This is a genomic window from Variovorax sp. DXTD-1 (genome assembly GCF_003984625.1).
Classification (GTDB): domain Bacteria; phylum Pseudomonadota; class Gammaproteobacteria; order Burkholderiales; family Burkholderiaceae_C; genus Variovorax.
In genome coordinates this window covers 40,110-53,622 of record NZ_RWKH01000019.1, presented here as the reverse complement: position 1 = coordinate 53,622, position 13,513 = coordinate 40,110, and the positions used below count along the sequence as shown (strand labels likewise).

The window sequence follows — 13,513 nt, the reverse complement described above, 5'->3', positions numbered from 1 at the left end:
GCTCCTAGAATCGCCCCGCCGCCCGGGCATGCCGGGCGGCAAGCGTTCTCAGGGCGGGGTGAAACTCCCCACCGGCGGTAATGGCGGCTTCTTCGAGAGAGGAACTGCACGAGCCCGCGAGCGCCCGCGGCCTGCAACAAACAGGCTGCGGGGTCAGCAGATCTCGGTGCAATTCCGAAGCCGACGGTCATAGTCCGGATGAAAGAGAGCGCGAAAATGCGGGCTGGCCCGCGCGCTTTGCCGTCTCCGGTGCAATGGCGCGCGGTCTGGCGTGCGGTTTCGTGCGCCCTGATTCAGGAAACCTGCTTTCAAGAGGCACACCATGAGTCAGATCAACGACCTTCCCCTTTCTGCCATCGACGCGTCGGGCAATCCGCGCGGCGAGCGCATCGCTTTTGTCGAGGCGCAGTGGCATTCCGACATCGTCCACCAGGCACGCGATGCCTTCCTTGCCGAAATGGAACGGCTCGGCGTGCCGCGCGACCTCATCGACGTGTTCGATGTGCCCGGCGCCTTCGAGATTCCGCTGCACGCCAAGCGGCTCGCCAATTCGGGCAAGTACGCCGCCATCGTGGGCTGCGCACTGGTGGTGGACGGCGGCATCTACCGCCATGAGTTCGTGGCCAGCACCGTGGTCAGCACGCTGATGTCCGTGCAGCTCGAAACCGACGTGCCGATTTTCTCGGCCGTGCTCACGCCGCACCATTTCCACGAGCACGTGGAGCACCGCAAATACTTCCACCGCCATTTCGCCGTCAAGGGCACTGAAGTGGCCGAAGCCTGCGTGAAAACGCTCGAAGGCCTGAAGAAGGTCGACGCGCTGCTGGCCGCGTGACAACCGGCACACAGCTGCAGTAATCTGGGCGGATGACCACCACATCCGCTCCTTCGAACGACCGCTACACCCTCTACGGTGCGCCCGGTTCTGGCGCCACGCCCGTTCACGCGGCGCTGACGCTGATCGGTGCGCATGTCGATACCGTCGACGTCTCTCCCTGGGAGGGCGAATCCGAGCGCGAGCGCATGTCGGGCATCAACCCGATGCGCCAGGTGCCCGCGCTGGTGCTGCCTTCGGGCGAGGTGATGACCGAGAGCGCGGCCATCCTGATCTGGCTTGGCGATCGGTATCCGGAGGCTGGGCTTTGCCCCGCGCCCAATGATTCGCTGCGTGCGCGTTATCTGCGCTGGATGGTCTACCTGCCGGCGGCCATCTATTCGCTGTACTGGGTGCGCGACGATCCGGCGCGGCTCACGCCCGACCCAGCAGCCCAGCCCGCGATGCTCGAACGTTCGGCCGAGCGCATTGCGCACTGCTGGCACCTGATGGACACGCAGATCGACGAACCCGCGCCCTACCTGCTCGGCGAGAAGATCAGCATGCTCGACCTCTATGTGACCGTGCTGTCGCGCTGGACGCCGCATCGAAAACGCTTCTACCGCGTGGCACCGCGCATGGCCCAGGTGGTGCGGCGCGTGGACGCCGATCCCCGGCTGGCCGAATTTTGGGCGGAGCGTTTTCCTTTTTCGCTGGACCCGCAGGTGCAGAAAGACTGACGACGACGTATGACCGCGCGCACCCCGACCACTGCCTACCCGATGACCATCTTCCACAAGCCCAACTGCAGCACGTCGCGCAACGTGCTGGGCTTGATCCGCGAGAGCGGCGTGGAACCCGAGATCGTTCTCTACCTGGAAACACCGCCGCCGCAGAAGAAGCTGCGCGAGTTGGCAAAGGCCATGGGCATGGGCGCGCGCGAACTGTTGCGCACGAAGGAAGCGCCTTATGAAGAGCTGAAGCTGGCCGACCCGAAGTGGACCGACGACCAGTTGTTCGACTTCATCGTCGCCCACCCCATCTTGCTGCAGCGGCCCATCGTGGTCTCACCGCGCGGCACGCTGATGTGCCGGCCGTGGGCGCGCGTGCGCGAGATTTTGCCCACTGCGTAGAGGCGAAACCCGGCGGCTCAGCCGCGCTGCAGCAGTGCAGGCACGCCCGAGGCCAGCATCGCCACGCCGGAGGCCGTCAGCAGCCCCAGCACCAGTTTGCGGAACGCCGCCTCGCTGATGCCGATGTAGAGCCGCGCGCCCAAGAGCACCGGCACCGCGACGGCGAGCGCCACCACGCCCAGCAGCGGCACCGTCGAACGGCCGATGCTGCCGGTCGCCAGGTGGATGGCAAACGCCACCAGCAGCATCGAGAGATTGAAGTTCTGAATCACCGCGCGCTGCGTGTCGCGCTGGAAGCCGCGCAAGGTGCACCAGAGCGTGGGAATGGTGCCCGAGAAGCCGCCGATGCCCGCCATGGCGCCGCCGATGGTTCCCGCGATGCCGTCGGCGATCCGTCCGCCGAAGGTCACCTTTGGCAGGTGCTGCGACATCAGCATGGCAGGAAACCACAGCACCAGCAGCACGCCGAGGCAAACCTTGAAGAGCACAAGATCGAGGTGCGGCAGCAGCCACACGCCGAAAGGCACGCCGACCAGCCCGCCCAGCACGAAGGGCCACAGCACATGCCTGTCGAAAGCGCGGCGCACCGTGACCGCGGCAATCACCTGGCCGGTGAGCGCACCGAACAAAGAAAGCACGGCAGCCAGTTGCGGCTCCAGGGTCCAGGCCCAGACCGACATGGCCACCAGGCCGAAGGCAAAGCCAGAGAGGCCCTGCACAAAGCCCGCCAGCACGGCACCGGCGATCACATACACATACAAGGCCTGCATGCGGCCGATGATATCGACCGCATGCGCACCGGCATGCTGGCGGCGCCCGAAGCGTCAGGCCGAGGCCGGTACCAGTGCCGTGCGGCGCACCTTCGTCACATTGAAGGCACTGGCAATCAGCACGCCCTGCACCAGCGCAAGGCCGACGATCACACTCGTGTACTGGGCATGGTCCATGAGCCGGCCGAACACCAGCGGCGCCAGCGCCTGGCCGATGTCCAGGCCCGCATATACCACGCCGTAGACGCGCCCCGTGGCGTTGGGCGGTGTCGAGCGCTTGACCAACAGGTCGCGCGAAGGCCCGGCCACGCCGGAGACAAAACCCATCACGCCGAACAGCACCGGCACCAGCACCGGCGGAAACTGCGCAAAGGCCAGCACCAGCGCCACGGCGGCCGCAATGCCGAAGCCGGTGCCCACGATGCGCTCGCAGCGCGACGGATCGGAAGCCAGAAAGCCGCCCGCCACCATGCCGGCCGCGCTGGCCACCATGTACACCGTGAGGCAAACCGCCACCAGCGCCACCGGCACCGCGTGCAGATGGCCCGCCGCCACCGGCGCGAAGGTCTGGACCACGCTGATCACGACGGCATACAAAAAGAAGAAGCCGAAGCACATCCACACGGCCGGAATGCGCAGGAAATCGAACTCGCCGCCGATGGGCGCGGGCTCGCCGTGGCCGGTGGCTTTTTGCACCGCCTTCACATCGAGCGACAGCACGCTGCGGTAAGCCCAGAGCACCAGCAGCACCACGATGGCCAGTGCACCCGCCGATGCCAGCGCCACGCGCCACGAAAAGGCGATGGCAATCGGCACCACGAACGCCGGCGCGAGTGCCCAGCCCAGGCTCCCGGTAATGCCGTGCACGCTATACGCATGGCCGAGCCGCGTTGGCGCGACCTTGCGGTTGAAGAGCGTGTAGTCGACCGGATGGAACACGCCGTTGCCGATGCCGCCCACGATCGCGCACGCCAGCAGCATCCAGTAGCTCTGGGCCATGGCATAGCCGAAAGCCGCCAGCGCAAGCGCCCCCAGCCCCACGAAGAGCACCGGCCGTGGACCCAGCTTGTCGACGATGAAGCCCGAGGCCGCCTGCACGATGCACGAGACCACGAAGAACACCGTCAGCACCGCGCCGAGTTCGGTGTAGCTCACGTTGAACGCGTCCTTCAGCCAAGGGAACAGCGGCGCGAGGATCAGTTGGCTGAAGTGGCTGATGGCATGGGCCAGGCCGACGAGGCCGATCAGCTGGGCATCGCTGCGCAGGTTGGTGGAAGAGGCGGCTGTCGGGGAGGAAGTTGAAGACATGGATTGCTACAAAAAACCGTGCAGGCACCGATGCTATGCCTGCAGGTCGCGGCAGAATGGCGATACAGCGACAACATTTGTCGAAACTATGCCAAGCGCCGTTTCCACCTCTTTTTCAACCGATTCCACGAGCCCGCGCGCCGCCAAGCCACGCGGCCCGAACGTGGCCCCGGTCACCAGTGTCGCCTCGCTCACGCCGCACCTCTACGCGCCCGACGCGGTGCGTCCGCTGCGCGCCAAGGAACATTTCCTGAGCGCAGACACCTTCGTCGAACTGCACCAGCACCCCTGGCCGCAGCTCACCTTTTCGACCCGCGGCGTGATCCGGCTCAGCACACAGGACGGCAGCTACATCGTGCCACCCTCCCGCGCGGTCTGGGTGCCTGCCAACATGCCGCACAGCATCATGCTGATCGAGGACGCCGAGCTGCGCACCGTGTACCTCCACGCCTGGCTCGGCCCGCCGTGGGAGAAGTGCGAGGTGCTCGAAATCAGTCCCTTGTTGCGCGCGCTGATGCTCGCGCTCGACACCACGCCCGACGGACTGCCGCCTGCCGATCCGCATGCGCCGCAACGCGAACGCATGATCGCCCCGCTGCTGGTCGACGAACTGGAGCGTGCCACCCAGATACGCATCGACGTGCCGCTGCCCACCGACAAGCGGCTGCGCCAGCTCTGCGAAGCGCTGCTGCGCAACCCCGCCGACCGGGCCACGCTGGCCGAGCGCGCCGCCGCCATCGGCGCCAGCGAGCGCACGGTGGCGCGGCTCTTTCGCAACCAGCTCGGCATGAGCTGGCAGCAGTGGCGGCAGCAGGCTGTGATGGCGCATGCGCTGCCGCTGCTGGCGCGCGGCATGGCGGTGAGCCAGGTGGCGGCCGCCAGCGGATATGCCACCGATAGCGCGTTCTGCGCCATGTTCAAGGCAGCCACGGGGCGCTCGCCGACCTCGTTCCAGCACCGCAAGCGATCGGCCGCGCTCGCCTGACGTCCTGAAACCGCTGCAATCGCACAGTGCCGTCATGCCGCTCTGGCAAGATCGGCGGGCTCAAGAAACCACGGACCCGACCGACCTGCCCCATGGCGCCCATTTCCCGATCGCATCGACCCCTGACCTGGACCGCAGACGTCGGCGAGCGCATCCGCTCCCTCTTCTGGCTCAAGGCGATCGGCACCACGGCCTTCACCTGGCTCTTCTTCATCGGCTATTTCCACCTGCTACGCAACCCGGCGTACCCGGTCACGGTGATGCCACTCACGGCGTTGGACCACCTGATTCCGTTCCAGCCCTACACGCTGGGCGCCTACCTCTCGCTCTGGTTCTATGTCGGCGTTGCGCCCGGTCTGCAACTGGGCTTTCGGGAGCTGGTGGTCTACGGGCTCTGGATCGGCGCGTTGTGCATCACGGGCCTGGGCCTCTTCTATTTCTGGCCCACGCAAATACCGCCGCTCACCATCGACGTGTCAGGCTACCCGGGCTTTGCGATGCTGCAGGGCGTGGATGCCGCGGGCAACGCCTGCCCCTCGATGCATGTGGCCGTAGCCATCTTCACGGCCATACGCCTGGACCACGTGCTACGCGAGGCGCGCACGCCGGTCTTTCTGCGTGTGGCCAACTGGATCTGGTTTGCTGCCATCGCCTACTCGACGCTGGCCGTCAAGCAGCACGTGGTGCTCGACGCAGTGGCCGGCGCGTTGCTGGGAACGGCCTTCGCGATCCCCTCTTTGCGCTGGCGCCCGGAGTACCGGAACCGGCCGAACACTTTGGTGGGAGCGGATATCATTGGCCATCACTGACCCACAAGCCGAGCGAGGAAGGGGTCGATCCCACGGAGCACCCTGAGGGGTGGCGATCGATCAGCGACCGGCACACGACAACAGGCATCGCACGATGAGTTCGCTGAAGGAATTGCAGGACCTGATCCACGAGAAGTACGGTATCGAACCGTCGAAGCTCGACCCCAACGCATCGATGCGCGAAACCGGCGGACTCGACTCGCTCGCATTGGCCGAGTTCCTGTTCGCCATTGAAGATCACTTCGGCATCACCATGCCCGACGACGACGCGAACATCGACACGCTGGGCGAACTGGCGTTGCTCGTCGACAAGGTCAGGGCCGCGAAGGCAGCGTGAACCACGAGGTCTGCGTTACCGGCCTGGGCGTCATGGCGCCGCTCGGCAGCGAGCCCGATGCGCTGTTCCAGGCGCTGCTCGATGGCCAGTCGGCCATCCGCCCGATCTTTCCCGACCTGCCCAAGCCGGCCGCCGCGGCCACCGTGGCTTTCGACGAAACACGCTGGTTCACCAAGCTGCAGCTCGCCGGCGTCGACCGGGTCAGCCAGCTTGCGGTGGCGGCCGCCGACCTTGCGCTGCAGGATGCAGGCTTCGATCGGGCAGATACCGACCCGGAGCGCATAGGCGTCTACGCGGGCTGCGGCATGGGCGGCGCTGCTGCGCTCGAGGCGGCCTACCGCGGCGGCATGCGCGTGCCGCCGCTCACCATTCCGGCTTTCATGCCCAACGCTCCCGCGGCCCACGTGGCCATGCGCTACGGCGTGCAGGGGCCGGTGCTCACCTATTCGGTCGCCTGCGCCTCGTCGTCGGTGGCCATTGCCGAAGCTGCCAAGGCCATTCAACGCGGCGAAGTCGACCTGGCCATTGCCGGCGGCAGCGAGGCGCTCATCGTGCCGGGGGTGGTGCTGGCATGGCAGGCCATGCAGACGCTGGCCACCTTCCAGCCCGGTGAAGCAGCCGGCGCCGTGCGCCCTTTCGCGGCCGACCGCAACGGGTTTGCGCTCGGCGAGGGCGCGGCGTTCATCGTGCTCGAATCGGCCGAGCGCGCCCGCCGCCGCGGCGCCCGCAGCTACGCCACGCTCGCGGGCTGGGGCCTCAGCAGCGACGCAACGCACCTCACCAAGCCCGACGCACCCGGGCAGGCCCGCGCATTGCGCGCCGCCCTGCGCCAGGCCGGCCTGCAGCCGCGCGATGTGGGGTACTGCAACGCGCACGGCACGGCCACTCGCATCGGCGACGTGGTCGAGCGCAATGCGCTCGCGGAGGTCTGGGGCGACGACCTTGAACATCTGCGCGTCAGCTCCACCAAGGCGCTGCACGGACACATGCTCGGCGCTGCCGGTGCGGTCGAGGCCGTCATCACCGTGCTTGCGCTGCATCGGCACCAGTTGCCGCCCAACGCGCACTGCAGCGAGATCGATCCCGCTTGCAGCCTGAATCTGCTCAAGCCAGGCGAAACCGCCGCGCCTGAACTCCAGGCCGCCATCAGCAACTCGTTCGCTTTCGGCGGAACCAACTCGGTGCTGCTCTTTCGCAAGGCCTAGCGCTATCGGCTGCCGCGCACGGCGCCGGGGGTAAGCTGGCGCCGGAACAGAGTGCCCCTCCTTATTCATGAATCCGGCAGCCTCCCCCTCTTCTTCTTCCCTGCGCCAACGCCTCTCGCGCTGGGTTCCCTGCCTTGCCTGGCCGCGCCCCTCGGCTGCGCTGCTGCGCAACGAGGCCATGGCGGGCATTACCGTGGCGCTGATGGTCATTCCCCAAGGCGTGGCTTACGCCGCGCTGGCGGGCATGCCGCTGGTCACCGGCGTGTACGCGGCACTCTTCCCGGCCCTTGTTGCGGTGATCTTCAGTTCGTCGCAGCGGCTGTCGGTCGGGCCCACGGCGCTCACGAGCCTGCTGGTGGGCGCATCGCTCGCGCCGCTGGCGGTGCCCGGCAGCTCCGAATGGGTGGCGATGGCGGTGTGGCTCACATTGATTTCGGGTGCCATCCAGGTCGTGCTGGGCGCCGGGCGTTTCGGCTGGCTGCTGCGGCTGGTGAATTCACCGGTGCTGATCGGCTTTACGCAAGGTGCCGCGGTGCTCATCGCCATTTCGCAATTGCCGGCGCTGCTGGGCTTCACCGGGCGCACCATTCCGCAGGTGCTGCGGGGTGGCCCGCCGCCTGACCTGGTGGCCGTGGCCTTCGGGCTCGGCAGCATTGCGGTGCTGTGGCTCGGCAAGCGCCTGGCGCCGCGTTTCCCTACCACCATGGCGCTGGTGGCTGGAGCCGCGGCCATCAGCTGGGCGCTCAACTACGCATTGCGCGGCGGCGCGGTGGTGGGCAGCCTGCCTTCGGGCCTGCCTTCGTTCTATTGGCCGGGGATGCTGCCGCCAGCAACGCTCGGCGCACTCGTGCTGCCGGCGCTGATGATCACGCTGGTGAGCTTTCTCGAGACCGCATCGAGCGCCAAGGTCGACAACGCACGCGCGGGCACGCTCTGGAACGAGAACCAGGACCTCATCGGCCAAGGCCTGGCCAAGCTGGCCTCGGGCTTCTCAGGCTCCTTTCCCACCAGCTCGTCGTTCTCGCGCTCGGCCATCACGCTGTACGCGGGCGCGCAGACCGGCTGGGCGACTCTGTTCAGCGTGGTGGTGGTGGCCGGCGCGCTGCTTTGGCTGATGCCGCTGCTCTATCACGTGCCGCAGGCGGTGCTGGCGGCGGTGGTGGTCACGGCCATTCTCGGGCTGGTCAAGCCGGCGAGTTTTGTTGCACTATGGCGCGTGTCGCGCATCGAGGCGGGCATTGCGTTCGGCACCTTCGTGCTGACGATTGCCACGGCGCCCAGCATCTACTGGGGCGTGCTGGGCGGGCTGCTCGCGAGCCTGGCGCACTACATGTACCGCCACCTGCATCCGCGCATCATCGAAGTGGGCCTGCACCCCGACGGCAGCCTGCGCGACCGCAACCTCTGGAAGCTGCCGCCCCTGGCGCCGCATCTGTACGCGCTGCGCATGGATGCCGAGCTCGACTTCGCATCGGCCTCCACGCTCGAGCGCGCGCTCACGGTCGCGCTGGCCGAGCGGCCTGACCTGACGGACGTGTGCCTCTTCGCCCAGCCTATCAATCGCATCGACATCACCGGGGCCGAGGTGTTCGGCTCCATCCGGCGAATGATGGAAGCCAAGGGCGTGAGGCTGCATCTGAGCGGGCTGAAGCTGCCTGCCATGCAGGTGCTGGAGCGCGCCGGACTGCTCGCGCCCGGGCCGATGCTTTTCAGCTACCGCACCGATTCAGAGGCACTGGCGGCGCTGACCCGGCCCGCCGAAGCTCCGCTGCCCACGCCGGATCAGCGCGACGCTGCGCCTGCTTGAGCGCCGCACCGACATGGACCATCACGCCTGCGCTCGCCGCATCGAGCGGCGAAACGCTGCGCCAGCTCGCCCTGGCGGGTACGGGCATCGTCTGCCTGTCGGATTTCATGACCGGCGCCGACCACGCAAGCGATGCGCTGGTGCAGGTGCTGGCCAAGGAAAGGTCGACGTGTGCCGGCGGGTCAGCGCGGTGTGCTACCGCAACACCCAGCTATCGGCGCAGATCACTTCGTTTCCGGATTTTGTTTCGCGGCGCATGGGCTGACGAGGCTCAGCGCGCCGCGACAAGGGGCTCGACCGAAGCCGACTTGATCTCGTAGCCGCTCACGCCCATGTCCGCCGAGGAATACCGCGCCGCCTTGAGCAGCCCGCTGACGCGCACCGTGTCCATCGCGTGCAGGCCCTTCACCGTATCGGCCGCGACCACGTGCACGATCTGGTTGGCGGGCGGCGGCGGGGTGTGGATGCAGGCGCCGAAGTAAGGCACCAGCAAAAACTCGCGAATGCCGCCCTGCGTGTTGTCCAGCGGCACCACAAAGCCAGAAAGCCGCGCGGCGGTGCCGTCGAGCGCCACGTTGACCGGCGCGTTGTCCCAGACGGCGCGCATCTCATCGAGCATCTGCACCGCGCGCGGATCGTTGTCGCGCAGCGATTCCAGGCTGATGTTGCGGTAGCGCCTGGTCGGGTCCCAGTCCTTGGGAACGAGCTCTTCCCATTTGAGCTCCTGCACCGCGCCGGTTGCAGCCGGGCTGCCTTCGGAGGCTGGCCCGCACCCCGCCAGGGCCAGTGCGCCCAGGGCAAGCAGGAAAGCCGGCAAGGCGCGGCAAAAGAGGGCTCTCATGGCGCCTATTGTGCTTGCGACTGGGTCCGCCAGCTTAGCGGGGCCTTAGTCAGTCCCGCACCGGCCCGCGCAGGTTCTTGATCTGCGAGCGTTGGCTCTTGCCTTCGAGCCGGCGCTGCTTCGAGCCGTAAGTGGGCTTGGTGGGGCGCCGCACGCGCGGCGGCACGGCCACGCTGTCGACCACGGCTTGCAGGCGCGCCAGCGCGTCGGCGCGGTTCATCTCCTGCGTGCGGTGCTGCTGCGCCTTCAGCACAAAAACGCCCTCCTGCGTGATGCGGCTGTCGCGCAGCGCGAGCAGCCGCTCCTTCACGTCGGCGGGCAGGGAACTCGCGTGGATGTCATAGCGCAGGTGCACCGCGCTCGACACCTTGTTGACGTTCTGCCCACCCGCGCCCTGCGCCCGGATGGCGCTGATCTCGATCTCGTCGGGGTCGATCAGGATGGGTGGGCGGAGCATGAAGGCAAGTGTGCCTTCAAACGCGCTCGAAGACCGCGGCGTGCTTACTCGCCGCGAGCAGGCCGGGCCCGCACGTCGGTCACATCGCCGGCCGGGCGCAGCGAGAGCGGGCTGCGCACCGACTCGCCGCGCGCACGCGCATTGGCCACGTCCGCAGCGTTGGGTTCGGCCGGCTTTGCCGCATTGCGAAAACGCTCGAAGCCCGAACGCGGGTTGAAGCGCCCGCCCATCGAGGCCATCCAGGGCGTCACGGGCTTGCCCGTGATCCGGCCCCAGGCGTAGCGCACGCCCCACACAGCAGCCAGCAATGTGACCGCGACCGCCAGGCTGGCCGCGAAAACCAACCCCAGGAGCAGAAGAATGACGCGAAAAATGAAGTTCATCATCCGACTTTAGGCCGCAACGGCCTCCGATGGTTCCCCGGCCTTCGTAAACGAAAAATGGCCAGGGTTCCGGATCGGGTCGGTATTGACTTCGATCGTGTCCTTCGGCCCGAAGCTGCCGTCGAGCAGCAGCTTCGAGAGCGGGTTTTCGATGCGCTGCTGGATGGCGCGCTTCAGCGGACGCGCGCCGAACACCGGGTCGAAGCCGAGCTTGGCAATTTCGGCCAGCGCCGCGGGCGACACCTCGAGCGCCAGGTCCATCTTGGCGAGCCGCGCCTGCAGCACCTTGAGCTGGATCGCGGCGATCGATTCGATGTTCTTCGCGTCGAGCGCGTGGAACACGACCGTCTCGTCGATGCGGTTCAGGAACTCGGGGCGGAAGTGGTTCCGCAGCTCGTCCCACACCGCTTCCTTGATGTCTTCGGCCGGCTGGCCGACCATCGACTGGATGGTGGGCGAACCGATGTTGCTCGTCATCACGATGACGGTGTTCTTGAAGTCCACCGTGCGGCCCTGGCCGTCGGTCAGGCGGCCATCGTCGAGCACCTGCAGCAGCACGTTGAACACATCGGGGTGCGCCTTCTCAACCTCGTCGAGCAGCACCACGCTGTAGGGCTTGCGGCGCACGGCTTCCGTCAGGTAGCCGCCCTCTTCATAGCCCACGTAGCCCGGCGGCGCGCCGATGAGGCGGGCGACCGAATGCTTCTCCATGAACTCGCTCATGTCGATGCGGATCAGGTGGTCTTCGCTGTCGAACAGGAAGCCCGCAAGCGCCTTGCACAGCTCGGTCTTGCCCACGCCCGTGGGGCCGAGGAACAGGAACGAACCGGTCGGGCGGTTCGGATCACTCAAGCCCGAGCGCGAGCGGCGGATGGCGTTGGCCACCGCGCCAATGGCTTCGTCCTGCCCCACCACGCGTTCGTGCAGCTTGTCTTCCATGACAAGCAGCTTGTCGCGCTCGCCCTGCATCAGCTTGGCAACCGGAATGCCGGTGGCGCGCGCCACGACCTCGGCAATTTCTTCCGCGCCCACCTGGGTGCGCAGCAGCGTGGGCGCGCTGGACTTGCCCTTGTTCGCTTCGCTTTCCTCGGCTTCGCGCAGGCGCTTTTCCAGCGCCGGCAGTTGGCCGTATTGCAGCTCGGCGAGCTTGTTGAAGTCGCCCTTGCGCTTCCACTCTTCGATCTCGAACTTGATCTTGTCGATGTCTTCGCGGATCTTCGCGCTGCCTTGCGCCTGCGCCTTCTCGGCCTGCCAGATCTCGTCGTAATCAGCAATCTCCTTCTGCAGGCGCGCAATCTCGTCCTCGATCAGGCCGAAGCGCTTCTGCGAAGCCTCGTCCTTTTCGCGGCGCACGGCTTCGCGCTCGATCTGCAGCTGGATCAGGCGGCGGTCGAGGCGGTCCATCACCTCGGGCTTGGAGTCCATCTCGATCTTGATCTTGGCCGCGGCCTCGTCGATCAGGTCGATGGCCTTGTCGGGCAGGAAGCGGTCGGTGATGTAGCGGTCGCTCAGCTCCGCAGCAGCCACAATGGCCGGGTCGGTGATCTGCACGCCGTGGTGCACTTCGTACTTTTCCTGCAGGCCGCGCAGGATGGCGATGGTGGCTTCGACGCTCGGCTCGCCCACGATGATCTTCTGGAAGCGGCGCTCCAGCGCGGCGTCCTTCTCGATGTATTTGCGGTATTCGTCGAGCGTAGTGGCGCCCACGCAGTGCAACTCGCCGCGCGCGAGCGCGGGCTTGAGCATGTTGCCGGCGTCCATGGCGCCCTCAGCCTTGCCGGCGCCCACCATGGTGTGCAGCTCGTCGATGAAGACGATGGTCTGGCCTTCGTCCTTGGCGAGTTCGTTCAGCACGGTCTTCAGGCGCTCTTCGAACTCGCCGCGGAACTTGGCGCCAGCCAGCAGCGCGGCCATGTCGAGCGACAGCACGCGCTTGCCCTTGAGCGACTCGGGCACCTCGCCCGCGACGATGCGCTGCGCCAGGCCCTCGACGATGGCGGTCTTGCCTACGCCGGGCTCACCGATGAGCACAGGGTTGTTCTTGGTGCGGCGCTGCAGCACCTGGATGGCACGGCGGATTTCCTCGTCACGGCCGATGACCGGGTCGAGCTTGCCCAGCCGAGCCCGCTCGGTCAGGTCGAGGCAGTATTTCTTCAAGGCTTCGCGCTGGCCCTCGGCATCGGCGCTGTTCACGCCCTGCCCGCCGCGCACGGCGTCGATGGCCGATTCGAGCGACTTGCGGCTCAGGCCGTTTTCCTTCGCGATCCGGCCGATGTCGGACTTGCTGTCGGCCACGGCCAGCAGGAAGAGTTCGCCCGCAATGAACTGGTCATTGCGCTTGATGGCTTCTTTCTCGGTCGCCTGCAGCAGCTTGCCGAGCTCGGGGCCGACCTGCACGATGTCATGGCCCTGCACCTGCGGCAGCTTCTTGATGGCGGCCTCGGCCGCGCCCGCCAGGCCCTGCACATTGACGCCGGCGCGCTCCAGCAGGGCGCGCGGGCCGTCTTCCTGGCGCAGCATGGCGACCAGCAGGTGAGCCGGTTCGATATAGGCGTTGTCGTTGCCGAGCGCGAGCGTCTGGGCGTCGCTCAGCGCTTCCTGGAACTTGGTGGTGAGTTTGTCTTGTCGCATGGTGGTATTCCTGCACTCAAAATAGGACTGTTC

15 protein-coding genes and 1 riboswitch are annotated in these 13,513 nt (G+C 67.0%); of the genes, 9 read left to right on the top strand and 6 right to left on the bottom strand.

Translation table 11 applies throughout. From position 1 onward, the window contains the following. Positions 1-40 precede the first annotated feature (40 nt). Positions 41-214, top strand: a riboswitch (FMN riboswitch). A 108-nt stretch (positions 215-322) separates the two neighbouring features. Genes EJI00_RS18160 through arsC form a run of 3 tightly spaced genes read left to right on the top strand, consistent with a single transcriptional unit; the run spans position 323 to position 1,947 of the window. Continuing rightward, complete coding sequence (locus EJI00_RS18160; protein ID WP_126748891.1) at positions 323-835, top strand: 6,7-dimethyl-8-ribityllumazine synthase; 513 nt, start codon at positions 323-325, stop codon at positions 833-835. A 32-nt stretch (positions 836-867) separates the two neighbouring features. Next, positions 868-1,554 (top strand): glutathione S-transferase family protein, encoded by a 687-nt coding sequence (locus EJI00_RS18155; RefSeq protein WP_126748890.1) that lies wholly within the window; start codon positions 868-870, stop codon positions 1,552-1,554. A 9-nt stretch (positions 1,555-1,563) separates the two neighbouring features. After that, positions 1,564-1,947, top strand: a complete 384-nt coding sequence (arsC, locus tag EJI00_RS18150; protein ID WP_126748889.1) for an arsenate reductase (glutaredoxin) — start codon at positions 1,564-1,566, stop codon at positions 1,945-1,947. A 17-nt stretch (positions 1,948-1,964) separates the two neighbouring features. Here the strand turns inward: arsC and EJI00_RS18145 are convergent, their stop codons facing one another. Both EJI00_RS18145 and EJI00_RS18140 read right to left on the bottom strand, forming a co-directional pair. Next, on the bottom strand, positions 1,965-2,717 hold the full coding sequence (locus EJI00_RS18145) for a sulfite exporter TauE/SafE family protein (RefSeq protein WP_126748888.1): 753 nt from the start codon (positions 2,715-2,717) through the stop codon (positions 1,965-1,967). Between the two features lie 54 nt (positions 2,718-2,771). After that, on the bottom strand, positions 2,772-4,025 hold the full coding sequence (locus tag EJI00_RS18140) for an MFS transporter (protein ID WP_126748887.1): 1,254 nt from the start codon (positions 4,023-4,025) through the stop codon (positions 2,772-2,774). Positions 4,026-4,113: 88 nt separating this feature from the next. Between EJI00_RS18140 and EJI00_RS18135 the strand changes: the two genes are divergently transcribed. From EJI00_RS18135 to EJI00_RS18110, 6 genes are all read left to right on the top strand, one after another. Beyond that, positions 4,114-5,010, top strand: coding sequence for a helix-turn-helix domain-containing protein (locus EJI00_RS18135; RefSeq protein ID WP_260590770.1), 897 nt, complete (start codon positions 4,114-4,116; stop codon positions 5,008-5,010). Between the two features lie 92 nt (positions 5,011-5,102). Next, positions 5,103-5,819, top strand: coding sequence for a phosphatase PAP2 family protein (locus tag EJI00_RS18130; protein ID WP_126748886.1), 717 nt, complete (start codon positions 5,103-5,105; stop codon positions 5,817-5,819). A gap of 94 nt (positions 5,820-5,913) precedes the next feature. Then, a complete protein-coding gene (locus EJI00_RS18125; protein WP_126748885.1) occupies positions 5,914-6,156 on the top strand; it encodes an acyl carrier protein in 243 nt (80 codons plus the stop codon). After that, entirely contained in the window at positions 6,153-7,361 is a 1,209-nt protein-coding gene (locus EJI00_RS18120) for a beta-ketoacyl-[acyl-carrier-protein] synthase family protein (RefSeq protein ID WP_126748884.1), read from the top strand. Before EJI00_RS18125 ends, EJI00_RS18120 begins: the two co-directional genes overlap by 4 nt. Positions 7,362-7,428: 67 nt before the next feature. Beyond that, positions 7,429-9,168, top strand: a complete 1,740-nt coding sequence (locus EJI00_RS18115) for a SulP family inorganic anion transporter (RefSeq protein ID WP_126748883.1) — start codon at positions 7,429-7,431, stop codon at positions 9,166-9,168. Continuing rightward, a complete protein-coding gene (locus EJI00_RS18110) occupies positions 9,165-9,488 on the top strand; it encodes a hypothetical protein (RefSeq protein WP_409514030.1) in 324 nt (107 codons plus the stop codon). Before EJI00_RS18115 ends, EJI00_RS18110 begins: the two co-directional genes overlap by 4 nt. Here EJI00_RS18110 and EJI00_RS18105 read toward each other — a convergent pair. From EJI00_RS18105 to clpB, 4 genes are read right to left on the bottom strand one after another with little or no spacing between them, the layout of a single operon-like run. Then, a complete protein-coding gene (locus EJI00_RS18105) occupies positions 9,440-10,009 on the bottom strand; it encodes a DUF3299 domain-containing protein (protein WP_185868160.1) in 570 nt (189 codons plus the stop codon). The two genes, EJI00_RS18110 and EJI00_RS18105, sit on opposite strands and share 49 nt — an antisense overlap. Before the next feature lie 49 nt (positions 10,010-10,058). After that, entirely contained in the window at positions 10,059-10,466 is a 408-nt protein-coding gene (arfB, locus tag EJI00_RS18100; protein WP_126748881.1) for an alternative ribosome rescue aminoacyl-tRNA hydrolase ArfB, read from the bottom strand. A gap of 44 nt (positions 10,467-10,510) precedes the next feature. After that, positions 10,511-10,852 carry a hypothetical protein gene (locus EJI00_RS18095; RefSeq protein WP_126748880.1) on the bottom strand — a complete coding sequence of 114 codons (342 nt, stop codon included), beginning with the start codon at positions 10,850-10,852 and terminating at the stop codon, positions 10,511-10,513. Between the two features lie 6 nt (positions 10,853-10,858). After that, positions 10,859-13,480, bottom strand: a complete 2,622-nt coding sequence (gene clpB, locus EJI00_RS18090) for an ATP-dependent chaperone ClpB (protein ID WP_126748879.1) — start codon at positions 13,478-13,480, stop codon at positions 10,859-10,861. Positions 13,481-13,513: the final 33 nt, after the last annotated feature.